Annotated in this window: 21 protein-coding genes; 14 read left to right on the top strand and 7 right to left on the bottom strand. The window is 57.0% G+C overall.

The features are described 5' to 3' along the window. The first annotated feature begins 51 nt into the window (after nt 1–51). From csrD to tldD, 8 genes are all read left to right on the top strand, one after another. Nucleotides 52–1,992 carry an RNase E specificity factor CsrD gene (gene csrD / locus ACQUTP_RS21545; RefSeq protein ID WP_004206243.1) on the top strand — a complete coding sequence of 647 codons (1,941 nt, stop codon included), beginning with the start codon at nt 52–54 and terminating at the stop codon, nt 1,990–1,992. A 305-nt stretch (nt 1,993–2,297) separates the two neighbouring features. Continuing rightward, entirely contained in the window at nt 2,298–3,341 is a 1,044-nt protein-coding gene (gene mreB / locus ACQUTP_RS21540; RefSeq protein ID WP_002918653.1) for a rod shape-determining protein MreB, read from the top strand. Nucleotides 3,342–3,411: 70 nt separating this feature from the next. Beyond that, on the top strand, nt 3,412–4,404 hold the full coding sequence (mreC, locus tag ACQUTP_RS21535; protein WP_004206242.1) for a rod shape-determining protein MreC: 993 nt from the start codon (nt 3,412–3,414) through the stop codon (nt 4,402–4,404). Then, on the top strand, nt 4,404–4,892 hold the full coding sequence (gene mreD, locus ACQUTP_RS21530) for a rod shape-determining protein MreD (RefSeq protein WP_002918648.1): 489 nt from the start codon (nt 4,404–4,406) through the stop codon (nt 4,890–4,892). Before mreC ends, mreD begins: the two co-directional genes overlap by 1 nt. 7 nt (nt 4,893–4,899) lie before the next feature. After that, nucleotides 4,900–5,481 (top strand): Maf family protein, encoded by a 582-nt coding sequence (locus tag ACQUTP_RS21525; protein ID WP_004206240.1) that lies wholly within the window; start codon nt 4,900–4,902, stop codon nt 5,479–5,481. A 2-nt stretch (nt 5,482–5,483) separates the two neighbouring features. Further along, nucleotides 5,484–6,953 carry a ribonuclease G gene (rng, locus tag ACQUTP_RS21520; protein WP_004206239.1) on the top strand — a complete coding sequence of 490 codons (1,470 nt, stop codon included), beginning with the start codon at nt 5,484–5,486 and terminating at the stop codon, nt 6,951–6,953. Nucleotides 6,954–6,990: 37 nt separating this feature from the next. After that, nucleotides 6,991–10,788 (top strand): AsmA2 domain-containing protein YhdP, encoded by a 3,798-nt coding sequence (gene yhdP, locus ACQUTP_RS21515; RefSeq protein WP_004206237.1) that lies wholly within the window; start codon nt 6,991–6,993, stop codon nt 10,786–10,788. Between the two features lie 88 nt (nt 10,789–10,876). Then, the gene (gene tldD, locus ACQUTP_RS21510; protein ID WP_004206236.1) at nt 10,877–12,322 is read left to right on the top strand and encodes a metalloprotease TldD; all 1,446 of its coding nucleotides are present in this window, start codon (nt 10,877–10,879) and stop codon (nt 12,320–12,322) included. Nucleotides 12,323–12,357: 35 nt separating this feature from the next. Here tldD and aaeR read toward each other — a convergent pair whose 3' ends face one another. Further along, nucleotides 12,358–13,287 carry an HTH-type transcriptional activator AaeR gene (gene aaeR, locus ACQUTP_RS21505; RefSeq protein ID WP_004206235.1) on the bottom strand — a complete coding sequence of 310 codons (930 nt, stop codon included), beginning with the start codon at nt 13,285–13,287 and terminating at the stop codon, nt 12,358–12,360. Between the two features lie 131 nt (nt 13,288–13,418). Between aaeR and aaeX the strand changes: the two genes are divergently transcribed. From aaeX to ACQUTP_RS21485, 4 genes are all read left to right on the top strand, one after another. Beyond that, a complete protein-coding gene (gene aaeX / locus ACQUTP_RS21500) occupies nt 13,419–13,622 on the top strand; it encodes a p-hydroxybenzoic acid efflux pump operon protein AaeX (protein ID WP_002918640.1) in 204 nt (67 codons plus the stop codon). Nucleotides 13,623–13,629: 7 nt separating this feature from the next. Continuing rightward, the gene (gene aaeA, locus ACQUTP_RS21495) at nt 13,630–14,562 is read left to right on the top strand and encodes a p-hydroxybenzoic acid efflux pump subunit AaeA (RefSeq protein ID WP_004206234.1); all 933 of its coding nucleotides are present in this window, start codon (nt 13,630–13,632) and stop codon (nt 14,560–14,562) included. 5 nt (nt 14,563–14,567) lie between these two features. Next, the gene (aaeB, locus tag ACQUTP_RS21490; RefSeq protein WP_032456666.1) at nt 14,568–16,535 is read left to right on the top strand and encodes a p-hydroxybenzoic acid efflux pump subunit AaeB; all 1,968 of its coding nucleotides are present in this window, start codon (nt 14,568–14,570) and stop codon (nt 16,533–16,535) included. A 79-nt stretch (nt 16,536–16,614) separates the two neighbouring features. Beyond that, a complete protein-coding gene (locus ACQUTP_RS21485; protein ID WP_285755824.1) occupies nt 16,615–16,884 on the top strand; it encodes a barstar family protein in 270 nt (89 codons plus the stop codon). Between the two features lie 50 nt (nt 16,885–16,934). On the opposite strand, the gene yhcN-B is transcribed toward ACQUTP_RS21485, so the two are convergent. The 3 genes from yhcN-B to argR all read right to left on the bottom strand — a co-directional run bounded on the left by yhcN-B (nt 16,935) and on the right by argR (nt 18,404). After that, on the bottom strand, nt 16,935–17,201 hold the full coding sequence (yhcN-B, locus tag ACQUTP_RS21480) for a DUF1471 family stress response protein YhcN-B (protein WP_002918627.1): 267 nt from the start codon (nt 17,199–17,201) through the stop codon (nt 16,935–16,937). A 97-nt stretch (nt 17,202–17,298) separates the two neighbouring features. Beyond that, nucleotides 17,299–17,562, bottom strand: a complete 264-nt coding sequence (gene yhcN, locus ACQUTP_RS21475; RefSeq protein ID WP_017899932.1) for a peroxide/acid stress response protein YhcN — start codon at nt 17,560–17,562, stop codon at nt 17,299–17,301. Nucleotides 17,563–17,933: 371 nt separating this feature from the next. Next, nucleotides 17,934–18,404 carry a transcriptional regulator ArgR gene (gene argR, locus ACQUTP_RS21470; protein ID WP_002918625.1) on the bottom strand — a complete coding sequence of 157 codons (471 nt, stop codon included), beginning with the start codon at nt 18,402–18,404 and terminating at the stop codon, nt 17,934–17,936. Between the two features lie 414 nt (nt 18,405–18,818). Between argR and mdh the strand changes: the two genes are divergently transcribed. Further along, nucleotides 18,819–19,757: a malate dehydrogenase gene (mdh, locus tag ACQUTP_RS21465; protein WP_004206230.1), complete on the top strand. Its 939-nt coding sequence runs from the start codon at nt 18,819–18,821 to the stop codon at nt 19,755–19,757. A 135-nt stretch (nt 19,758–19,892) separates the two neighbouring features. Here the strand turns inward: mdh and degS are convergent, their stop codons facing one another. From degS to zapG, 3 genes are all read right to left on the bottom strand, one after another. Beyond that, complete coding sequence (degS, locus tag ACQUTP_RS21460; RefSeq protein WP_004206229.1) at nt 19,893–20,951, bottom strand: outer membrane-stress sensor serine endopeptidase DegS; 1,059 nt, start codon at nt 20,949–20,951, stop codon at nt 19,893–19,895. Between the two features lie 87 nt (nt 20,952–21,038). Further along, entirely contained in the window at nt 21,039–22,406 is a 1,368-nt protein-coding gene (gene degQ / locus ACQUTP_RS21455) for a serine endoprotease DegQ (protein ID WP_017899931.1), read from the bottom strand. A gap of 174 nt (nt 22,407–22,580) precedes the next feature. Beyond that, the gene (gene zapG / locus ACQUTP_RS21450; protein WP_004206227.1) at nt 22,581–22,979 is read right to left on the bottom strand and encodes a Z-ring associated protein ZapG; all 399 of its coding nucleotides are present in this window, start codon (nt 22,977–22,979) and stop codon (nt 22,581–22,583) included. A gap of 190 nt (nt 22,980–23,169) precedes the next feature. On the opposite strand from zapG, the gene zapE reads away from it, so the two are divergent. After that, complete coding sequence (gene zapE, locus ACQUTP_RS21445) at nt 23,170–24,297, top strand: cell division protein ZapE (protein WP_004206226.1); 1,128 nt, start codon at nt 23,170–23,172, stop codon at nt 24,295–24,297. Nucleotides 24,298–24,508 lie beyond the last annotated feature (211 nt).

Genomic DNA, 24,508 nt, shown 5'->3' with positions numbered 1-24,508 from the left:
GGAGCCTGATGGTTCATCGGGCAGTCATTCACTCGCGGAGTTAACACAGGGATGCGATTAACGACGAAGTTCTCAGCCTTTATCACGCTGCTAACTAGCCTGACCATCTTTGTCACGCTGATTGGCGCTTCGCTGAGTTTTTACAACGGCATTGAGAACAAGGTCGAAAACCGGGTTCAGGCGGTGGCGACCATGCTGGATAACAGGCTCATCACCACCTCTTTTGATAAGCTTGAGCCGCAGCTGGATGAGCTGATGACGCCGATAGAGATCGTGCATATCGATTTCATGCTTAACGGTAAACCGCTCTACAGCCACTCCCGAACCGACAGCTACCGCCCGCTGGGCAGTCATGAGCAATTCCGTGAGATCACGGTCCCGTCGTTGAAACATCCCGGTATCACCCTGCATCTGGTCTACGTTGACCCGATGGTGAACTATTTCCGTTCGCTGTCAATCACCGCCCCGCTGTCGATCTCCATCGGCTTCATGGTGGTGATTATTTTCTTCGCCGTCCGCTGGATACGCCGCCAGCTGGCAGGTCAGGAACTGCTTGAGCTTCGTTCCACGCGCATCCTGAGCGGCGAGCGCGGGCCGCAGGTGCGCGGGTCAGTCTATGAATGGCCTGCCAGCACCAGTAGCGCGCTGGATATGCTGCTGTCGGAGCTGCAATTCGCCAGCGATCAGCGCAGCCGGATGGATACGCTGATTCGCTCCTATGCGGCACAGGATTCCAAAACCGGGCTGAACAATCGCCTGTTTTTTGACAATCAGTTGGCCACGCTGCTCGAAGATCAGGAGAAGGTGGGGGCGTACGGCATCGTGATGATGATCCGTCTGCCGGAGTTTGATCTGCTGCGGGACAACTGGGGACGAGCGGCGGCCGAAGAACATTACTTCACGCTAATCAACCTGCTCTCTACCTTTATTATGCGTTACCCTGGCGCGCTGCTGGCCCGCTATCACCGTAGCGACTTCGCCGTGCTGCTGCCGCACCGCACGTTAAAAGAGGCGGATAGCATCGCTGGACTGTTGCTGAAGGCCATGGACGCGCTGCCTCCGACGCGCATTCTCGATCGTGACGATATGATGCATATCGGCATCTGTTCTTTCCGCAGTGGACAATCGGCGGCGCAAGTGATGGAACATGCTGAAGCAGCAACGCGCAACGCGGTGCTGCAGGGCAGCAACAGCTGGTCGGTCTATGACGATACCCTTCCGGAGAAAGGCCGCGGCAACGTTCGCTGGCGGACGCTGATCGAACAGATGCTGAGCCGCGGCGGGCCGCGGTTGTATCAGAAACCCGCCGTCACTCGCGATGGCCGGGTGCATCACCGTGAACTGATGTCGCGGATGTACGACGGTAAGGAAGAGGTGATCGCCGCCGAGTATATGCCGATGGTGCTGCAGTTTGGCCTGGCGGAGGAGTATGACCGCCTGCAGGTGACGCGCCTGCTGCCATTTTTAGGCTTCTGGCCCGAGGAGAATCTGGCGCTCCAGCTGTCGGTGGAGTCGCTGATCCGTCCGCGATTCCAGCGCTGGCTGCGTGATGCTCTGATGCAGTGTGAAAAATCGCAGCGTCAGCGGATTATTTTTGAACTTGCTGAGGCAGATGTTTGTCAATATATCGGCCGTCTGCAGCCGGTTATGCGGTTGGTTAACGCGCTTGGCGTTCGGGTGGCGGTGGTTCAGGCAGGGTTAACCCTGGTGGGAACTAGCTGGATCAAGCAGCTGGATGCGGAGCTGATCAAACTGCATCCGGGGCTGGCGCGCAATATCGAAAAGCGCAGCGAGAACCAGCTGCTGGTGCAAAGCCTGGTGGAAGCCTGTAAAGGCATGCCTATGCAAGTTTTTGCGACGGGCGTACGCAGCCGCAGCGAGTGGCTGGTACTGTCCCAATGCGGTGTCACGGGCGGGCAGGGGGAATTTTTTGCCGCCTCACAGCCACTTGACACAAATGTGAAAAAATATTCGCAAAGATACTCGGTTTGATCTGCCGTTTAGCGTGATTTCACGTAGAATAACGCGCGCCATCGTGAAGGGGGTGTGCTTGTCTACCTGCCGGATCATCGCAATGTAAATGCCAGTGACCCTCCTTTGACAGGTTACAAATTCAGGCGTGGAGCGCTGCTGAAGATTTCAGCAATGAACGGAGTCGGAAAAATTTGTAACAAAGGAAATGAACTGCACTAATTTTCACCGCAGCAGGTGATTTTTGCGCCTTGTCGCTGCTGCGTGTGGTTGGTAAAGTAAGCGGATTTTGTTTTCCGCCCCAGCTTTCAGGATTATCCCTTAGTATGTTAAAAAAATTTCGTGGCATGTTTTCCAATGACCTGTCCATTGACCTGGGTACCGCGAATACCCTTATTTACGTAAAAGGACAAGGCATCGTATTGAATGAGCCTTCCGTGGTGGCCATTCGTCAGGATCGTGCCGGATCGCCGAAAAGCGTCGCCGCCGTGGGTCATGAAGCGAAGCAGATGCTCGGCCGTACCCCGGGTAATATCGCGGCGATTCGCCCGATGAAGGACGGCGTTATCGCTGACTTCTTCGTGACGGAAAAGATGCTGCAGCACTTTATCAAACAAGTGCACAGCAACAGCTTTATGCGCCCGAGCCCGCGCGTACTGGTCTGCGTGCCGGTTGGCGCCACCCAGGTTGAGCGTCGTGCTATCCGTGAATCCGCGCAGGGCGCAGGCGCTCGCGAAGTGTTCCTGATTGAAGAACCGATGGCGGCCGCGATCGGCGCTGGCCTGCCGGTTTCTGAAGCGACCGGTTCCATGGTGGTGGATATCGGCGGCGGTACCACCGAGGTGGCGGTTATCTCCCTGAACGGCGTGGTTTACTCTTCTTCCGTGCGTATCGGCGGCGACCGTTTCGACGAAGCCGTCATCAATTACGTGCGTCGTAACTACGGCTCCCTGATCGGTGAAGCGACCGCTGAGCGTATCAAACATGAAATCGGTTCGGCTTACCCGGGCGATGAAGTGCGTGAAATTGAAGTGCGCGGCCGTAACCTGGCGGAAGGCGTGCCACGCGGTTTCACCCTGAACTCAAACGAAATTCTTGAAGCGCTGCAGGAGCCGCTGACCGGCATCGTGAGCGCGGTCATGGTTGCCCTTGAGCAGTGCCCGCCGGAACTGGCGTCTGATATCTCCGAGCGCGGGATGGTTCTCACCGGCGGTGGTGCGCTGCTGCGCAACCTGGACCGTCTGTTAATGGAAGAAACCGGTATTCCAGTCGTGGTTGCTGAAGATCCGCTGACCTGCGTAGCGCGTGGCGGCGGCAAGGCGCTGGAAATGATCGACATGCACGGCGGCGACTTGTTTAGCGAAGAGTAGTCAGCCTGAAGGTCCGGGGTGGCTTACGCGCTGCCCCAGGTCTTTACTGACACGAGAATACGCATAGCCTATGAAGCCAATTTTTAGCCGTGGCCCCTCGCTACAGATTCGCCTTATTCTGGCGGTGCTGGTGGCGCTTGGCGTGATTATCGCCGACAGCCGCCTGGGTACGTTCAGTCAAATCAGAACGTACATGGATACAGCCGTCAGCCCTTTCTACTTTGTCTCTAATGGTCCCCGGGAACTGCTCGACAGCGTATCGCAGACGCTGGCTACCCGTGACCAGCTCGAACTGGAAAACCGCGCGCTGCGTCAGGAGCTGTTGTTGAAAAACAGCGATCTGCTGATGCTGGGCCAGTACAAGCAGGAGAACGCACGCCTGCGTGAACTGCTTGGCTCGCCGCTGCGCCAGGACGAGCAAAAAATGGTGACCCAGGTCATCTCAACGGTCAACGACCCCTACAGCGATCAGGTGGTTATCGATAAGGGCAGCGTCAACGGCGTCTACGAAGGCCAGCCGGTTATCAGCGATAAAGGCGTGGTGGGGCAGGTCGTGGCGGTAGCGAAAATGACCAGCCGGGTACTGCTGATCTGTGATGCCACCCATGCGTTGCCGATCCAGGTCCTGCGTAACGACATTCGCGTCATTGCCGCCGGTAACGGCTGCACCGACGACCTCCAGCTTGAGCATCTGCCGGCCAATACCGATATTCGCGTCGGCGATGTGCTGGTGACCTCCGGTCTTGGCGGCCGTTTCCCGGAAGGGTACCCGGTTGGGGTTGTCTCTTCAGTGAAACTGGACACCCAGCGCGCCTACACGGTGATCCAGGCGCGTCCGACGGCCGGTCTGCAGCGTTTGCGCTATCTGTTGCTGCTGTGGGGCGCCGATCGCAATGGCGCTAACCCGATGACTCCGGAAGAGGTTCATCGCGTGGCTAACGAACGCCTGATGCAGATGATGCCGCAGGTGTTGCCTGCGCCGGATGCGATGGGGCCGCAGATGCCGGCGCCCGCCACCGGGCTGACGCCGTCTCAGCCGTCGCAGCCTGCAGGGGGGCAATAGTGGCAAGTTACCGTAGCCAGGGACGCTGGGTTATCTGGCTCTCGTTTCTTATCGCGCTATTGCTGCAAATTATGCCCTGGCCGGCGGACATCAGCGTTTTCCGGCCCAACTGGGTATTATTGATCCTGCTGTACTGGATCCTCGCGCTGCCGCACCGGGTGAACGTGGGGACGGGCTTCGTGATGGGGGCTATTCTTGATCTCATCAGCGGCTCGACGCTGGGCGTTCGCGCGCTGTCCTTAAGCATCGTCGCCTATCTGGTGGCGCTGAAGTATCAGCTGTTCCGTAACCTGGCGCTGTGGCAACAGGCGCTGGTGGTCATGCTGTTATCCCTCGCCGTGGATATCATTGTTTTCTGGGCAGAGTTTTTAGTGATCAACGTCTCTTTCCGTCCGGAAGTATTCTGGAGTAGTGTAGTAAACGGTATCCTCTGGCCATGGCTCTTCCTGCTGATGCGTAAAGTGCGTCAGCAATTTGCAGTGCAATAAGGTTGATATGACAACTCTGTATCTTGCTTCTGGTTCCCCGCGTCGGCAGGAACTGCTGACTCAGCTTGGTCTCGCGTTCGAGCGTCTGGTTCCTGGTATCGAGGAGCAGCGCCAGCCGCAGGAGAGCGCACAGCACTATGTCGTCCGTCTGGCGCGTGAAAAGGCGCAGGCCGGAGTGGCGCTGGCATCGCGGGATTTGCCGGTGTTGGGAGCGGATACGATTGTTATTTTGAACGGCGAAGTGCTGGAAAAACCGCGCGACGCCGAACACGCTGCAGCGATGCTGCGCCTGCTTTCCGGCCAAACCCATCAGGTCATGACCGCGGTGGCGCTGGCGGATAAGCAGCAGACGTTGGATTGTCTGGTGGTCACGGAAGTGACCTTCCGAACGCTCAGCGAGCAGGATATCGCCGATTATGTGGCCAGCGGCGAGCCTTTAGATAAAGCAGGTGCATACGGTATTCAAGGGTTGGGTGGCTGCTTCGTCAGGAAGATTAATGGCAGCTATCACGCCGTAGTCGGCTTACCGCTGGTGGAAACGTATGAGTTGCTCAGTAACTTTAACTCACTGCGTAAAGAAAAGGGATAAAGATGACGGCTGAATTATTAGTGAACGTAACGCCATCCGAAACGCGCGTTGCGTATATTGATGGCGGTATTCTGCAGGAAATCCATATTGAGCGTGAAGCGCGACGCGGAATAGTAGGCAATATCTACAAAGGTCGTGTTAGCCGAGTGCTGCCGGGAATGCAGGCGGCTTTTGTAGATATTGGTCTGGATAAGGCGGCGTTCCTCCACGCCTCCGATATCATGCCGCATACCGAATGCGTTGCCGGTGAGGAGCAAAAGCAGTTTACCGTGCGCGATATTTCGGAGCTGGTGCGTCAGGGCCAGGACCTGATGGTTCAGGTGGTTAAAGATCCGCTCGGTACCAAAGGCGCGCGTCTGACCACCGATATTACCCTGCCTTCCCGCTATCTGGTTTTTATGCCAGGCGCCTCCCACGTGGGGGTCTCTCAGCGGATTGAAAGCGAAGCCGAGCGCGAGCGGCTGAAAAAGGTCGTGGCAGAGTACTGCGACGAGCAGGGCGGGTTTATCATTCGCACCGCCGCGGAAGGGGTCCACGAGCAGGAGATGGCCGCCGATGCCGCCTATCTTAAGCGCGTATGGACCAAAGTGATGGAGCGCAAAAAGCGCAACCAGACCCGCTATCAGCTGTACGGCGAGCTGGCCCTGGCTCAGCGCGTGCTGCGGGATTTTGCCGATGCGCATCTCGATCGTATTCGCGTCGACTCGCGGCTGACCTATGAGGCGCTGCTGGAATTTACCGCCGAATATATTCCGGAAATGACCAGCAAGCTGGAACACTACAGCGGCCGTCAGCCGATATTCGATCTCTTTGACGTTGAGAACGAAATTCAGCGCGCGCTGGAGCGTAAAGTCGAGCTCAAGTCCGGGGGCTATCTGATCATCGACCAGACCGAGGCGATGACCACCATCGATATCAACACCGGGGCGTTTGTTGGGCACCGCAATCTTGACGATACTATCTTCAATACCAATATCGAAGCCACCCAGGCGATAGCCCGCCAGCTGCGTTTGCGTAACCTCGGCGGCATTATCATCATTGATTTCATCGACATGAACAATGAAGACCATCGCCGGCGGGTGTTGCACTCCCTGGAGCAGGCCCTCAGCAAAGACCGGGTGAAGACCAGCATCAACGGTTTCTCCCAGCTGGGTCTGGTGGAGATGACGCGGAAACGCACCCGCGAAAGCGTGGAGCATGTGCTGTGCAACGAATGCCCGACCTGCCACGGACGCGGAACGGTAAAGTCCGTGGAAACGGTATGCTATGAGATTATGCGTGAGATCGTTCGCGTGCATCATGCTTATGATTCCGATCGCTTCCTGGTCTATGCTTCCCCTGCGGTGGCGGAAACCCTGAAAGGGGAAGAGTCGCATGCGCTGGCGGAAGTGGAGATCTTTGTCGGCAAGCAGGTGAAGGTACAAATTGAGCCGCTCTATAATCAAGAGCAGTTCGATGTGGTTATGATGTAATACACCGCGTCATTGTGCGGCTGACAAGGAGAGAGGCGTGAGGCGACTGCCCGGGATTTTATTGCTCACCGTGGCAACATTGATTGTTATCGTCGCGCTGCTGGTGAGTGGCTTGCGTCTCGTGTTGCCGCAGCTCGACGCCTGGCGTCCGCAGCTGCTGGAGAAAATCTCCGCCCTCACCGGCACGCCGGTGGATGCCTCGCAGATCGCCGCCAGCTGGCAAACTTTTGGCCCAACATTAGATGTCCGCGATATTCATGTTGGGCTGAAGGATGGCGGGACAATGGCGGTCAAGCGCGTGACCCTGGCGCTGGACGTCTGGCAAAGTCTGCTGCATATGCGCTGGCAGTTTCGCGATCTCACCTTCTGGCAGCTGCAGGTCCATACCAATACCCCGATTCAGACCAATGACGGCGGCGAAAGTCTGAAAACCGACCGCATCAGCGATCTCTTTTTACGTCAGTTCGACCACTTTACTCTGCGCGACAGCCATCTGAGCTTCCTGACCATTTCTGGTCAGCGGGCGGAGCTGGCGGTCCCGCAGCTGACCTGGCTTAACGGCAGGAACCGTCACCGCGCCGAGGGGCAGCTCAGCCTTTCCAGTCTCACCGGCCAGCATGGCGTCATGCAGGTGCGGATGGATCTCCGCGATGAGGATGGCCTGCTGAATAAAGGCCGGGTCTGGCTGCAGGCTGACGATATTGACGTCAAACCCTGGCTGGGCCGCTGGATGCAGGACAATATCGCGCTGAAAAGCGCCCGCTTCAGCCTCGAAGGCTGGATGACTATTGAAAAAGGCGATGTAGCCAGCGGCGACGTATGGCTGAAAAAAGGGGGCGCCAGCTGGCAAGGGGATAGCGAGGTTCATCATCTGTCAGTGGATAACCTGACGGCGCATCTCTCTCACGACAAGCAGAGCTGGGGCTTCTATATTCCCGATACGCGGATCGCGATCGACGATAAACCGTGGCCAAGCGGCGCGCTGGCGATGGCGTGGATCCCGGGGCAGGATGTCGGTGGCGACGGTCATCAGCGTAGCGATGAATTACGTATTCGCGCCAGCAATTTAGCGCTCAGTGGCCTGAGCGGATTGCAGCCGTTTGCCGATAAGCTGGCGCCTTCTTTGGGCGAACTCTGGCGCACCACGCAGCCCAGCGGCAAAATTAATCTGCTGGCTCTCGATATTCCCCTGCAGGCGACGGAGAAAACGCGCTTTCAGGCGCAGTGGAGCGATCTGGCGTGGAAGCAGTGGAAACTCCTGCCGGGAGCGGAACACTTTTCCGGCAGCCTGAATGGCAGCGTGGAGCACGGGGAACTGCGCGCCCGCATGACGAAGGCGCAGATGCCGTATGCCGGAGTTTTCCGGGCCCCGCTGGAGATCGCCGCTGGCGAAGCCACCCTCAGCTGGGTGAAAAATGACAAAGGCTTTATGCTTGATGGCCGCGATATTGACGTGCAGGCGACGGGGGTACGCGCCCGCGGCGGCTTCCGCTATCTGCAACCGCAGGGGGACGATCCGTGGCTGGGCATTCTGGCGGGGATCAGCACCAACGATGGCGGCCAGGCGTGGCGTTACTTCCCGGAAAACCTGATGGGCAAAGCGCTGGTGGACTATCTCAGCGGCGCGATTAAAGCCGGGCAGGCCCGCGATGCGACGCTGGTATATGGCGGTAACCCACATCTGTTCCCGTATCCGCACAATGAAGGCCAGTTCCAGGTTTACGTCCCGCTGAAGAATGCCACTTTCGCTTTTCAACCGGACTGGCCGGCGCTGACCGGGCTGAATATCGACCTCAATTTTATCAACAGCGGCCTGTGGATGCGGGCGGATAAAGCGATGCTCGGCAATGTGACCGCCAGCAATCTCGATGCCGTGATCCCGGATTATGCGCAGGAAAAACTGCTGATTGATGCTGACATCAAAGGCCCGGGCAAAGAGGTGGGCCCTTATTTCAACACCACGCCATTGAAAGCGTCGCTCGGGGCAGCGCTGGATTCCCTGCAACTGGATGGGGATGTGAGCGCTCGCTTACATCTGAATATCCCCCTCGACGGCGAGATGACCACCGCGAAAGGCGATGTACGGCTGCAGAATAATACCTTGTTTATCAAACCGCTAGATACTACGTTGCAGAACCTGAGCGGTAATTTCAGCTTCGTGAATGGCGATCTTAATAGTCAAACGTTGAGCGCGACCTGGTTTAATCAGCCGCTGAACCTCAATTTTTCCACCCGCGAAGGCGAAAAAGCGTTTCTGGTGGATGTCGGGATGAATGCCACCTGGCAGCCGTCGCGCACCGGGCTGCTGCCGAAAGCGGTTAATGAGACGCTGAGCGGTAGCGTTCCGTGGGAGGGCAAGGTCGCTATCGAGCTGCCGTACCATGGCAATCCCAGCTATAAGGTTGATATCAATGGCGATCTGAAGAATGTGAGCAGTCACTTACCTTCACCGGTCAACAAGTCCGCTGGCGAACCCCTGCCGGTCAAAATTAACGTCGCCGGCGGTCTGAGCAGCTTCGACCTGACCGGATCCGTTGGCGCGAAGAATCATATCAACAGCCGCTGGTTGCTGAACCGTAAGCTGACGCTGGACAGAGCGATCCTCACGACGGATAGCAAAGGCCTCTCTCCGCTGCCCGACCAGCCCGGCGTTGAACTCAATCTGCCGCCGATGGATGGCGCGCAGTGGCTGGCGCTGTTCCAGAAGGGCGCGGCGAATGAAGTCAGCAGCAGCGTCCTCTTTCCACCGCGCATTGTGCTGCGTACGCCGTCGCTGGCGCTGGCCGGCCAGCAATGGAACAACGTCAGCCTGATGTCGCAGCCGGTCGCCGGCGGCTCGCAGGTTGAGGCGCAGGGGCGTGAGATCAACGCCACCCTGACGATGCGCGACAATGCCCCGTGGCTGGCAAATGTGCGTTATCTCTATTTCAACCCGGCCAGCGCCAGCGGCAAGGGCGGAACGGAGAACGTGACTTCTCAGGCGGAGACGCGGCTGGATTTCCACGGCTGGCCCGATCTGCAACTGCGCTGCGCGGAATGCTGGCTGTGGGGGCAAAAATATGGCCGCATCGACGGCGATGTGACGATCAAGGGCGATACCTTAACGCTCTCCAACGGCCTGGTGGATACCGGGTTTGGCCGGCTGACGACCGACGGCGTGTGGGTTAACGCCCCTTCCGGGGTGCGCACCTCGCTGAAAGGCAGACTGCATGGCAATAAAACGGATGAATTTGCGGATTTCTTTGGCGTTTCCACACCGGTGAAGGATTCGCCGTTTGATATCGACTACGATCTCCACTGGCGCGCGCCGCCCTGGTCACCCGATGTCGCCTCGCTCAATGGGATCATTAAAAGCCACCTCGGCAAGGGGCAGTTTACCGACCTGAGTACCGGACATGCAGGCCAGCTGCTGCGTTTGCTGAGCGTCGATGCCCTATTGCGCAAACTGCGCTTCGACTTCAGCGATACCTTCAGCGAAGGTTTTTACTTTGACTCGATTAACAGTACGGCATGGATTAAGGATGGCGTACTGCATACCGATGATACGCTGGTGGATGGTCTGGAGGCGGACATTGCCATGAAAGGGTCGGTCGATCTGGTGCGTCGCCAGCTGGATCTGCAGGCGGTGGTCGCGCCGGAGATCTCCGCGACCGTCGGCGTGGCGGCGGCTTTTGCTGTCAACCCGATTGTCGGCGCGGCGGTGTTTGCCGCCAGCAAGGTGCTGGGGCCGCTGTGGAATAAAGTCTCGATACTGCGCTATCGCATCACCGGCCCGATTGACCAGCCGCAGATCAATGAAGTGCTGCGCCAGGCGCGCAGCAACAAAAAGCAATGATTTGACGATTGCCGGGAATTGCCGCAATCTCAATAGATAGCCTTCTGTATTTCCGCCTGTCAGGCGGCAACAAACGAGTAGCATAACGATGAGTCTGAACCTGGTAAGTGAACAATTACTGTCGGCAAATGGCCTGAATCATCAGGACCTGTTTGCCATTCTTGGTCAACTGACCGAGCGCCGCCTCGATTACGGCGATCTTTATTTTCAGTCGAGCTATCACGAATCCTGGGTTCTGGAAGACAGCATCATTAAAGATGGGTCGTACAATATCGACCAGGGCGTAGGCGTGCGCGCCGTCAGCGGCGAAAAAACGGGCTTTGCCTACGCTGACCAGATCAGCAAGCTGGCGCTGGAGCAGAGCGCCCAGGCGGCGCGGACCATTGTGCGCGAGACCGGCAATGGCAAAGTACAGACGCTCGGCGCCGTAGAGCACAGCGCCCTCTATACCAGCATCGACCCGCTGCAGAGTATGAGCCGGGAAGAGAAGCTGGATATTCTCCGCCGGGTCGACAAAGTCGCTCGCGCGGCGGATCAGCGTGTGCAGGAGGTTTCGGCCAGCCTGAGCGGCGTCTATGAACTGATTCTGGTGGCCGCCACCGACGGCACTCTGGCCGCGGACGTTCGTCCGCTGGTGCGCCTCTCGGTCAGCGTACTGGTGGAAGAGGACGGCAAACGCGAGCGCGGCAGCAGCGGCGGCGGCGGGCGTTTTGGCTATGACTATTTCCTCGCCTCTCAGGAGGGCGAAGTGCGGGCCGACGCCTGGGCGAAAGAAGCGGTGCGCATGGCGCTGGTTAACCTCTCGGCGGTCGCCGCCCCGGCGGGAATGCTGCCGGTGGTGCTCGGCGCCGGCTGGCCTGGCGTCCTGCTGCACGAAGCGGTCGGTCATGGCCTGGAAGGCGATTTCAACCGTCGCGGCACCTCGGTCTTCAGCGGCCATATGGGGGAATTAGTCGCGTCTGAACTGTGCACCGTCGTGGACGACGGCACCATCGTCGACCGTCGTGGCTCGGTGGCTATCGATGATGAAGGCACGCCGGGTCAATACAATGTGCTGATCGAAAATGGCATCCTGAAAGGCTACATGCAGGATAAACTCAATGCGCGTCTGATGGGCGTCGCGCCGACCGGCAACGGCCGCCGTGAATCCTATGCCCATCTGCCGATGCCGCGTATGACCAACACCTATATGCTGGCGGGCCAGTCCACGCCGCAGGAGATTATCGAGTCGGTGGACTATGGTATCTTCGCGCCTAACTTCGGCGGCGGGCAGGTGGATATCACCTCCGGTAAGTTTGTCTTCTCCACCTCCGAGGCCTATCTGATCGAAAAAGGCAAGGTCACGAAGGCGGTGAAAGGGGCTACCCTGATCGGCTCCGGGATTGAGACCATGCAGCAGATTTCGATGGTGGGTAACGATCTGCGTCTGGATAACGGCGTCGGCGTCTGTGGCAAAGAGGGCCAGAGCGTGCCGGTGGGCGTTGGCCAGCCGACCCTGAAGGTCGATAATCTTACCGTCGGCGGCACCGCCTGATCCTGACCGGGTTCCCGGCGTCGCCGGGAACCGCTTCAGCGGGCGATCCCTCTCCCGTGCATCCCCTGATAGATCTTCGCCACGTCGACAAAATATTCCGTCAGATAGTTGATACAGACCTGCACTTTCAGCGGCAGTTTATCCTTTTCGGTGTACAGGGCGTAAACCGGCCGCGGATCGGACTGGTAGCTCGGCAGCAGGATCTCAAGCTCACCACGATTGATCTCTTCGATCGCCCACATCAACGGCACATAGGCGATACCCACCCCGGCGGTCAGCCAGCGCACCAGCGTCATGGGGTCGTTGGTCACAAAGCGCCCCTGTGGGGTCAGGCGGGTTGAGATCCCTTCCGGCGCGATAATGACAAACTCATTGTCCGGCCGCACGCTATATTCCAGCCAGGCATGCCCGGTAAGATCGGCCGGTTTCTCCGGATTGCCAGCCTGCGCCAGATAGCTTTTCGCGGCGCATAATACCATCGGCATTGATCCCAGGCGGCGGGAAAAAAGGCTGGAATCCTGCAGGGCACCCACGCGGATCACCACGTCAAGACCGTCGGCGATCAGGTCCGGCGCAGGTATGCCGGTGACCAGATTGACGGAGAGCCCGGGGTATTCTTTCAGCATTTTCGCCGTTATGCGCGCCAGAACATTCTGTGCCATAGTTGAAGAGCAGCCGATACGCAGCGTCCCGATGGGGGTGTTGTTAAATGCGTATAATTGCTCATGGACATCCTGCGCTTCAAACAGCATCCTACGGCAGCCCTGATAGTAAATTTTACCCGCTTCCGTTAAGCCAAGGCTGCGGGTGCTGCGGTTGAGCAGCTTCACCTGCAGTTCATCTTCCAGTTTGGCGACGGTCTGACTGATTGAGGAAACGCTCATCTGAAGCTGGCGGGCCGCTGCGGTGAAGGAACCTAATTCGACCACTTTGGCGAAAACGGACATGCGCTTTAATCGTTCCATTATTCACTCTGGCTTAAAAGTGATTTAGATCACACATTGTAGATAATGCGGCAATCGTTACGTTAATATATTGTTAGCTACATAATAAACGCATCTGCTCACTACCTGTACGCTTCTTATTCAAGGTCATCATGAGTCTGTTTCCTGTCATCGTGATTTTCGGCTTATCGTTTCCGCCGATCTTCTTCGAGTTGCTGTTGTCGCTGGCCATCTTCTGGCTGGTGCACCGATTGCTGGTTCCGACCGGCATTTACGATTTTGTCTGGCACCCTGCACTGTTTAATACGGCGCTATATTGCTGCCTTTTTTATTTGATATCGCGCTTGTTCGTTTGAGGTTGATGTGAAAACACTAACAAGAAATATCCTCCGTACTGCTATTACCGTGATACTGGTCATTTTGGCCTTCGTAGCGATTTTCCGCGCCTGGGTTTACTACACCGCCTCGCCGTGGACGCGGGATGCGCGCTTTAGCGCCGACATTGTGGCCATTGCCCCCGACGTCTCCGGGCTGATCTCCCAGGTAAACGTCAAGGATAACCAACTGGTTAAGAAAGACCAGGTATTGTTCGTTATTGACCAGCCTCGTTACCAAAAAGCGCTGGCGCAGGCGGAAGCCGATGTCGCCTACTACCAGACGTTAGCCCAGGAAAAACGTGTCGAAGCCGGTCGGCGTAATAAGCTTGGCGTCCAGGCGATGTCGCGGGAAGAGATTGACCAGGCGAACAATGTGCTGCAGACGGTTGAGCATCAGCTGGCGAAAGCGGTGGCCAGCCGCGACCTGGCCAGACTGGACCTGGAGCGCACGGAGATTCGCGCCCCTGCGGATGGTTGGGTAACCAACCTTAACGTCTATACCGGGGAATTTATCACTCGCGGCTCCACGGCGGTGGCGCTGGTGAAAGAGAATACATTTTACGTCATGGCCTATCTGGAAGAGACCAAACTGGAAGGCGTCCGTCCTGGCTATCGGGCGGAAATTACCCCGCTTGGCAGCAGCAAAACCATTAAAGGCACGGTGGACAGTATCGCTGCGGGGGTAACCAACGCCAGCAGCAGCAGCGACTCGAAAGGGATGGCCTCGGTGGATTCCAACCTTGAATGGGTGCGTCTGGCGCAGCGTGTGCCGGTACGTATTCGTCTTGACCACCAGCAGGGGAATCTGTGGCCATCGGGCACCACGGCGACGGTGGTGATCACCGGTAAAGAAGACCGTGATACCAGCCAGGCCAACTTCTTCCAGAAACTGGCTATGCGCCTGCGCGAATTCGGTTAATCGCTATGGGGACATATACTATTGCTCCCCAGCATCTCCGCTTTGCCATTAAGCTTGCATGCGCGGTGGTGCTGGCGCTGTTCGTCGGCTTCCATTTTCAGCTCGAAACGCCACGCTGGGCGGTGCTGACCGCGGCAATCGTCGCCGCTGGCCCGGCCTTTGCCGCCGGGGGAGAGCCGTACTCCGGCGCGATCCGCTATCGCGGCATGTTGCGTATTGCCGGGACCTTTATCGGCTGTATTGCGGCGCTGGTTATCATCATCCTGATGATCCGCGCCCCTCTGCTGATGATGCTGGTATGCTGCCTGTGGGCAGGGTTTTGTACCTGGGTTTCGTCGCTGGTCAAGGTCGAAAACTCCTATGCCTGGGGGCTGGCCGGCTACACCGCGCTGATTATCATTATTACCATCCACACCAATCCGATGCTGGCGCCGCAGTTTGCCGTTGAGCGCTGCAGCGAAATTGTCATCGGGATTGTCAGCGCCATCGTCGCCGATCTGCTTTTCTCCCCGCGTTCGATTAAAAAAGAGATCGACCTTGAGCTGGATAACCTGCTGATTGCACAGTATAAGCTGATGCAGTTATGCGTTGCGCACGGCGAAAAAGAGGAAGTGGATCAGGCCTGGGGTGCGCTGGTGCGTCGCACCACCGCGCTGGAAGGCATGCGCAGTAACCTGATTATGGAATCCTCTCGCTGGGCTAAGGCGAATCAACGCCTGAAGGCGATCAATACCCTCTCGCTAACGCTTATCACCCAGGCTTGCGAAACCTACCTGATTCAGAACTCGCGACCGGAAATGGTGACGGACGACTACCGCGAGCTGTTTGCTGAGCCGGTTGAGACAGTGCAGGATGTTCACCAGCAGCTGAAGCGTATGCGTCGCTTCCTGACCTGGAAAGGCGAGCATAATACGCCGGTCACCATCTACAGCTGGGTAGGCGCAGCCACCCGTTACCTGCTGCTTAAGCGTGGCGTGGTGGGCAATACCAAAATCAGCCGTATCGAAGACGGTGTATTGCGCGGCGAAACGGTGGTTAAAGTGGAGTCCGCCGAGCGTCACCACGCGATGGTGAACTTCTGGCGCACCTCCGTCTCCTGTATCCTCGGGACGCTGTTCTGGCTGTGGACGGGCTGGACCTCAGGCAGCGGGGCGATGGTAATGATTGCCGTGGTTACCGCGCTGGCGATGCGTCTACCTAACCCGAGAATGGTGGCGATAGACTTCCTCTACGGTACTCTGGCGGCGTTACCGCTGGGTACCCTGTACTTTCTGGTGATCATGCCGGCGACGCAGCAGAGTATGCTGCTGCTCTGTATCAGCCTGGCGGCGATGGCGTTTTTTATCGGTATCGAAGTGCAGAAAAGGCGCCTCGGATCGCTGGGAGCGCTGGCGAGCACCATCAACATTCTGGTGCTGGATAACCCGATGCAGTTCCAGTTCAGCCAGTTCCTCGATAGCGCGCTGGGGCAGATCGTCGGCTGTTTCCTCGCTCTGATGGTTATTCTGATTGTCAGGGATAACTCCCGGGCCAGAACCGGTCGGGTGCTGCTGAACCAGTTTGTCTCCGCGGCGGTCTCTTCGCTGACCACCAACTCGGCGCGTCGCAAAGAGAATCATCTGCCCGCGCTCTATCAGCAGCTGTTTTTGTTGCTCAACAAATTTCCCGGCGATGTCGCCCGTTTCCGTCTGGCGTTGACGTTAATCATTGCCCACCAGCGCCTGCGCGATGCGCCCGTGCCGGTGAACGAGGATTTGTCGGCGTTCCATCGCCAGCTGCGACGTACTGCGGATCATGTCATCTCCGCCGGGAGCGATGATAAGCGTCGGCGCTACTTTACCCGGCTGCTGGCGGAGCTTGATGTTTATCAGGAGAAGCTGCGGGTCTGGGAGGCTTCGCCGCAGGTGACCGAGCCGGTACGGCGACTGGTTGAGATGTTGCACAAGTACCAGCATGTGCTGACCAGCAGTTAACCCATAAACCGACGCCCAGGCGTCGGTTTTTTTATCGCTATACTTAACGGCGACAGGAAGAGAAGCGGGAGGGGCTGTCATGACCACCTATACGTTTGATTTTGACGAAATCGCCGAGCAACAGGATTTCTACCGGGAGTTCTCCCGGACCTTCGACCTGGCTCAGGATAAGGTCAACAACCTTGATTCGCTATGGGACGCGGTGACCGGTGGGCCGCTGCCGCTGGACATTGAGTTCATCCATTTAAATGACAAGCAGCGTCGGCGCTTTGGGGCATTAATTTTATTATTTGATGAAGCAGAGGAAGAGCTGGAGGGGGAGTTACGTTTTAACGCCCGGCAGGCATAAAAAAGCCCCCGGCAGGCGGGGGCAAGTCGTCGAAATAAGACGACGAGGGTTTATTTGTACAGCTCAGCGGTGGCGTGCCAGCTATCGCCGGTACGTGCTTCAATAATACGGTAGCTGCTGGCGCCTTCTTTCTCGGCTTTAGCGGCCAGTTCCTGACGCATGTCCATTGGCGCACTACCTACCTGGGAAACCGAGATGGTGCCCATGGACTGCAGGTTTTGTGCTTGTTCAGCGTTCACTTGTTGAACGGCCGCACTTGCGCCGAAAGAGAGAAGGGAAGCCAGGCCAAGGGATGCGATGATCATTGCGCGTTTCATAATCTTTACTCCAGTCTTTGTTTCGCCGCGGCGGGCGATGAATGGGGCCGGGCCGCGGTAGAGAATTTTTGTCGGTTAATCGTTGACGATCTAAAACTTATTTATACAGCTCAGCAGTGGCATGCCAGTGGTCGCCAGTGCGGGCTTCGATAATGCGGTAAGAAGAAGCTCCTTCTTCCTGCGCTTTTTTGTTCAGCATTTCATGCATATCCATCGGGGATGATGCTACCGCGCCGACGGATACTGTGCCGATGGCCTCGCGGCCCTGGGCCTGCTCGCTGTTGATAACGTCAGCGGCGAAAGCGCCAAACGACATGACGGACAGGATGCTGAGAGCTGCTACAGTGGTTTTGATTTTCATGATGTTCACCTCGTCGAATCTTTTTGTTGAGGGTCTTTGTTTCGTGACCCTCATCACAAAAACAAGTATACACTAATCACCAAAAATATTAATACCGTGCTAATTGTTTTGTGCGTTAATAGTCACAATGGATTGCGCTTTTTATAACCGATAAGAATTAAAAATGACAAGTCGTAGACGGAGATAAGTTTTATTTCTAATAAAATCATAAAGGTATACGATTTTGATCTTTTGTGCGTTTTAGGCGTTTGCCTTACGTAAAAGAACGTATAGACAGGCTAAATCACACAAAATGTTAAATTTTTGTTGAGTTGAAAGGGGGGAGAGAAGAGGGAGTAATCCACCCTCTGACGGTTGCCAGAGGGGAATGCTCAGAGTTCCTGTTCGAACAGTACCAGGATAGCGTCGTGCAGATCTTTTACTGTGAAACCACGCGCTGGCGTGGTGAAGATGGTGTCATCCCCGGCGATGCTGCCAAGAATACCTTCCGCCTTGCCCAGCGAGTCGAGAAGACGGGCGATCAGCTGCGCTGCACCGGGGCTGGTATGGATCACCACGACGGCATCGTTATAGTCGATATCCAGCACCAGATTTTTCAGCGGGCTGGAGGTGGTCGGCACGCCAAGCTCGGCAGGCAGGCAATAGACCATTTCCATTTTGGCGTTACGGGTACGAACCGCGCCAAATTTGGTGAGCATGCGGGAAACCTTCGATTGGTTGATATTCTCGAAGCCCTCTTCCTGCAGCGCCTGAACGATCTCTCCCTGCGAGCTGAATTTCTCTTCTTTAAGCAGCGCTTTAAACGCTTTAACCAGTTCTTCTTGTTTTGCCGAACTTCGCATAAGTCACCCAGATTATGGTGGTAAAATCAACATCATTATGCATAACCGTGAATTTTTATGCAAATAATCCGCGAAGGGATAGGTCAATAATGTTATGAAGGGGGCATATTTTAGCAAAAAAACCGTATAAGGAACATGTTCTCATCACAACGCTTAAAGCCATGTAAAAGTAAATGAAATGTTATTGAGTTGGTGTTGTTTTGCGCAACTGGCTGGGTGTATTGTAACCAATAGTCGATCCGGTACTTCGCTTTGCTGGATGGTCAGTCAGGAAGCATAACGTGCGCCGCTGTTCTATTGCTACGCACAATCATGCATTCTTCAGCCATAATCATTGTAATTGTTCATCTTGTGAATTAAGGTCCAGGCGACGGAATAACGAAAGACTAAATTAACCATAATAAGGAGTTTAGGATGAAAGTTGCAGTCCTTGGCGCTGCCGGTGGTATCGGCCAGGCGCTTGCCCTACTACTTAAGACCCAACTGCCTTCAGGTTCAGAGCTCTCGTTGTACGACATCGCTCCGGTTACGCCGGGCGTGGCGGTAGATCTAAGTCATATCCCCACAGATGTAAAAATTAAAGGATTTTCCGGTGAAGATGCTACCCCAGCGCTGGAAGGCGCTGATGTGGTGCTGATCTCCGCGGGCGTAGCGCGTAAGCCCGGCATGGATCGTTCAGACCTGTTTAATGTGAATGCGGGTATCGTTAAGAACCTCGTGCAGCAGATTGCCAAAACCTGCCCGCAGGCCTGCATCGGCATTATCACCAACCCGGTGAATACCACCGTGGCTATCGCCGCCGAAGTGCTGAAAAAAGCTGGCGTGTACGATAAAAACAAACTGTTCGGCGTGACTACGCTGGACATCATCCGCTCCAATACCTTTGTGGCGGAGCTGAAAGGTAAATCGGCAACCGAGGTGGAAGTCCCGGTTATTGGCGGTCACTCCGGGGTCACCATTCTGCCTTTACTGTCGCAGATCCCGGGCGTCAGCTTTAGCGATCAGGAAGTGGCCGATCTGACTAAACGCATTCAAAACGCCGGTACCGAGGTCGTGGAAGCGAAAGCGGGCGGCGGGTCGGCGACTTTGTCGATGGGTCAGGCGGCTGCGCGCTTTGGTCTCTCTCTGGTTCGCGCCATGCAGGGAGAAAAAGGTGTAGTGGAGTGTGCCTACGTGGAAGGCGACGGCGAGTATGCGCGTTTCTTCTCCCAGCCGCTGCTGCTGGGGAAAAACGGCGTGGAAGAGCGTCAATCTATCGGCAAACTCAGCGCCTTTGAGCAACAGGCGCTGGAAGGCATGCTGGACACCCTGAAGAAAGATATCGCGCTCGGCGAAGACTTCGTTAACAAGTAACCTCGCACGTGCAAAAAAGCCGGAACCGTTGTTCCGGCTTTTTATTGCCTTGCATTCATGGTGACCGGGTTTCTGGTCAGATTCCCGGCCGATCCGGCATCTAGCAAATAACGTAGCCCCCAGCCGGAGAGCCGCTTAGTTGGTGGCCGGGTATTCCTGGACGGCGATATGGAGCGTGATTTTCTTATCATCACGCATGATGACTACCGGAATTTCCGATCCCGGACGGATCTCGGCCACCTGATCCATCGTTTCCAGTGCAGAGACCGCAGGTTTGTCATTCACGGAGATGATCACGTCGTTGGCGCGGATCCCCGCCTGTGCGGCCGGTCCGTCCGGCGCGACATCGTTAACCACGATCCCCTGGATCTGATCGATCCCGCCGCCCTGCGCGTGTAGCGGGGCGATCTCCCGGCCGCTAATGCCGATATAGCCGCGGATCACCCGGCCATCCCGGATCAGCTTATCCATAATTTTGGTCGCTAACTGGAACGGGATCGCAAAGCCAATGCCTTCCGGCGTTTCGCCGTCATTGCTTTTGTCAAAGGAGAGGGTGTTAATGCCCATCAGCTCGCCGAGGGAGTTCACCAGCGCCCCGCCGGAGTTACCGTGGTTGATCGACGCGTCAGTCTGCAGGAAATTCTGGCGCCCGGTGGGGTTGAGGCCAATGCGCCCTGTGGCGCTGATGATCCCCTGAGTGATGGTCTGCCCCAGGTTATAGGGGTTGCCAATCGCCAGGACGACATCGCCAATATGCGGCGTGCGTTTCGGGTTGATCGGGATCACCGGCAGCCCGCCGGTGGCGTTGATCTTAAGCACGGCGAGGTCAGTCAGGGTGTCGGATCCGACCAGCAGCGCTTCGAAGACGCGGCCGTCCTGCAGTGCGACAATGATCTGATCGGCATCATTGATAACATGCTTGTTGGTCAGGATATAGCCGCGCTGATCCATGATCACCCCGGAGCCAAGCGTCAGCTGATTATGGCTGGTGCTGTTCAGGGCGCGGTTATAGACGTTCACTACGGCGGGCGCCGCGCGGCGTACGGCGGCGTTATAGCTCGCAGGGGAGTCGTCTGCCGTATCGTTCTGAGTGGTCGGCGCCAGCTGCCACTGGCGCAGCGAAGGCATCAAGGCCAACAGCAGGCCCCCGACAAGCAAACCGATGAGTACTGAACGTAATAACTTTCCAGGCATGATGCAGATATCGTTAATGAATGGTCAGGCGCAGCATAGCATGAGTTGTCCGGACATCGCACATGGCGGCGATGTCCGGGGAGACAATCAGCGCAGCAGCAGATAGATGCTTTCGTTGCCGCGGATCACGTTCAGGGCGATGACCGGCGGTTTGCCTTCGAGCACTTTGCGTAGTTCGGCAATCGAATGAATACGCTCCCGGTTAAGGCCAATGATAATGTCATCCTTATGCAGGCCGACCTGGGCGGCGGCGCTGCCTTTATCGACATTATCGATCACCACCCCTTTGGTACCATCTTTCATCTGACCGTCGCTAAACGAGGCACCCTGCAGAGCCGGGATAATCAGCTCAGCGCTGGCGGTGGAGGAGGTGCTCTTATCCAGCGTCACTTCGACATCGACCGGTTTTCCGTCGCGCAGCAGGCCCAGTTTGACTTTGGTCCCCGGCTCGGTAGTGGCAATGCGCGAGCGCAGCTCGGCAAAACTGTTCAGCGGTTTGCCGTTCAGGCTAACGATGACGTCGCCGGATTTGATCCCCGCTTTGGCGGAGCCGGAGTTTGGCAGCACTTCACTGACGAAGGCGCCGCGCTGAACGTTGAGGTTCATCGCCTTGGCGATATCGGCGCTCATTTCCATGCCTTTAATGCCCAGCAGGCCGCGCTTGATTTCGCCAAACTGAATGAGCTGGTCGGCGAGGGTTTTCGCCATGTTGCTCGGGATGGCGAAGCCGATGCCGATGCTGCCGCCGCCCGGCGCCAGGATCGCGGTGTTGATCCCGATAAGCTCGCCGTTGAGGTTCAACAGCGCGCCGCCGGAGTTGCCGCGGTTGATGGAGGCATCGGTCTGGATGAAATTCTCCAGCCCTTCAAGGTTCAGGCCGCTGCGGCCAAGGGCAGAGATAATGCCGGAGGTGGCGGTCTGGCCAAGGCCGAACGGGTTGCCGACGGCGACGGCGAAGTCGCCGACGCGCAGTTTATCGGAGTCAGCAATGGCGATTTGCGTCAGGTTTGACGGCTTAATCAGCTGCAGTAGCGCAATATCGCTCTGTTCATCGCTGCCGACCAGTTTGGCATCAAATTCACGGCCATCGTTCAGCTGGACGCTGATCTTCTGCGCCTGATTGATGACGTGATTATTGGTCAGCACGTAGCCTTTCGCTGCGTCGATGATGACGCCGGACCCGAGCCCTTCGAACGGCTGCGCCTGTTCTTGCGGGGCGTTATCGCCAAAATATTTCTTCAGCTCTTCCGGCATATTGAGCGTCGGCGAGGCAGTGCCTTCCACCTGCACGCTGACTACCGCCGGCAGGACCTTTTCCAGCATCGGCGCCAGGCTTGGTAACGCGCCCTGGCCGGGCACCTGAGTCGGTAAGGATGCTGCTGCCGGAGGCAGAACCGACAACGATAACCCAATGCTTAACGCTAACGCACTCAACAGCAAAGTCTGTTTCTTCATTAGATGCTGGCTCTCGTAACCTGAGGTGTATGGAAAAATGTCCTGAATAACCTGATGTTATTGAATTTTTGCGCAGGTAACAATGTGGGGACTGGTTTAAATTGTAGCCGGGAAGTGGGGGAAGGAGCGGGCGCGATGGGCGCGCCCGGAGAATATTTTAGCAGAGGCGATCGATTAATCGCGTTTTGCGCCACCGCGCAGTAAACCGGATGCGCCTTCGGAGTAGTCGCGCGGCATCTGGACCGGCGCCTGATCGTTGCTGGCTTCAGACTCTGCCAGGCGGTTGCGGAACGGGTTGGCGTCTGCCATGGAGTCCGGCAGCAGGTTGTTAGAGCTTTTCGCCATATGCTGATACAGCTGACGGTAGTCGTGCGCCATGTTATCCAGCAGCTCGGCGCTGCGCGCAAAATGGCTGACCAGCTCTTCACGGTACTCTTCAAGCTCGGCTTTATTCTTTTCCAGTTCGAACTGCAGCGCCTGCTGCTGGCGCAGTTTGCGGTTGCCGAAACGCATGGCGACGGCACCAATGATGATACCGACGACTAACCCAATTAGCGCGTATTCCCAGGTCATGAACATCTCCCGTTGTATTGTGGTTCCGTAGGGTGGCTCTTAGGCTCTCCGCCTGCGCCCGATAGTGCCACTATAACCGCTAATTCCACAGAAGTGGAATCCTGGCGTATCATCGCGTAGTGTAGAACGGCCTTTTTTTCGTCAATCGTGAGCTTCGACATCACGGTTTTCAAGGAATAACAATTAGATCATGCAAAGCCTGTCTCCAACATCGCGTTACCTTTCAGCCCTGAAAGAGGGCAGCCATCAACCCGACGACGTCCAACAAGAAGCGGTGAGCCGCCTTGATACCATTTACCAGGAGCTGCAGACTCAGCCCGCGCCCGTCGCGTCAGGCGGCGGTTTGCGCGCGAAATTCGGCAAACTGCTGGGTAAGCGCGAACCAGCAGCCGAGGCGACGCCTGTCCGCGGCCTGTATATGTGGGGCGGCGTGGGGCGAGGGAAAACCTGGCTGATGGACCTGTTTTACCAGAGCCTGCCGGGCGAGCGTAAGCAGCGCCTGCATTTCCATCGCTTTATGCTGCGGGTGCATGAAGAGCTGACCACCCTGCAGGGCCATAGCGACCCGCTGGAGATTGTCGCCGACCGCTTTAAAGCGGAAACTGACGTGCTCTGTTTCGACGAGTTTTTTGTCTCCGATATTACTGACGCCATGCTGTTGGGCGGTCTGATGAAAGCCCTGTTCGCCCGCGGCATCACGCTGGTGGCGACCTCCAATATTCCGCCGGATGAGCTCTATCGCAATGGTCTACAGCGCGCCCGTTTTCTGCCCGCTATCGACGCCATCAAGCAGCATTGCGATATTATGAACGTTGATGCCGGCATCGATTATCGCTTGCGTACCCTGACCCAAGCGCACCTGTGGTTGTCGCCGCTGAATAACGACACCCGCGAACAGATGGATAAACTGTGGCTGGCGCTGGCCGGCGCGCCGCGCGCTGCCGGGCCGACGCTGGAGATCAACCATCGCGAGCTGCCGACCCTCGGCGTGGAAAACCAGACGCTGGCGGCGTCGTTCGCCACGCTGTGCGTGGATGCCCGCAGCCAGCATGACTATATTGCGCTCTCCCGCCTGTTCCACACCGTGATGCTGTTCGACGTGCCGGTGATGACCGCGCAGCTGGAGAGCGAAGCCCGGCGCTTTATCGCCCTGGTGGATGAGTTCTATGAGCGCCACGTGAAGCTGGTGGTCAGCGCGGCGGTGCCGCTGTACGACATTTATCAGGGAGAGCGGCTGAAGTTTGAGTTCCAGCGCTGTCTGTCGCGCCTGCAGGAGATGCAGAGCGAAGAGTACCTCAAGCGCCCGCATATGCCCTGACAGGACACTTTTCCCGGCGAATTCAGGGCCGCAGGGCCGCCCCGGGAGCTGCCTGAAAAATCTCATAAAGGGGTCGATCTTTGACCCCGACTTCTCTATAATCTTGCGACCCCACGTTACGAGAAGGTTTTTTTCCCGAAACTTTCTATGTGCCGGCATAGGCTATTCGAAGGGGTAGGTTTGCTGGACAATGTCGTGTGAACCTCAACTG

The sequence above is a fragment of the Klebsiella sp. 2-CIP_Kleb. genome, assembly GCF_050378715.1.
GTDB lineage: Bacteria > Pseudomonadota > Gammaproteobacteria > Enterobacterales > Enterobacteriaceae > Klebsiella > Klebsiella quasipneumoniae.
The sequence above is the reverse complement of the archived record's forward strand: the minus strand, read 5'-3'. Positions and strand labels throughout refer to the sequence as shown.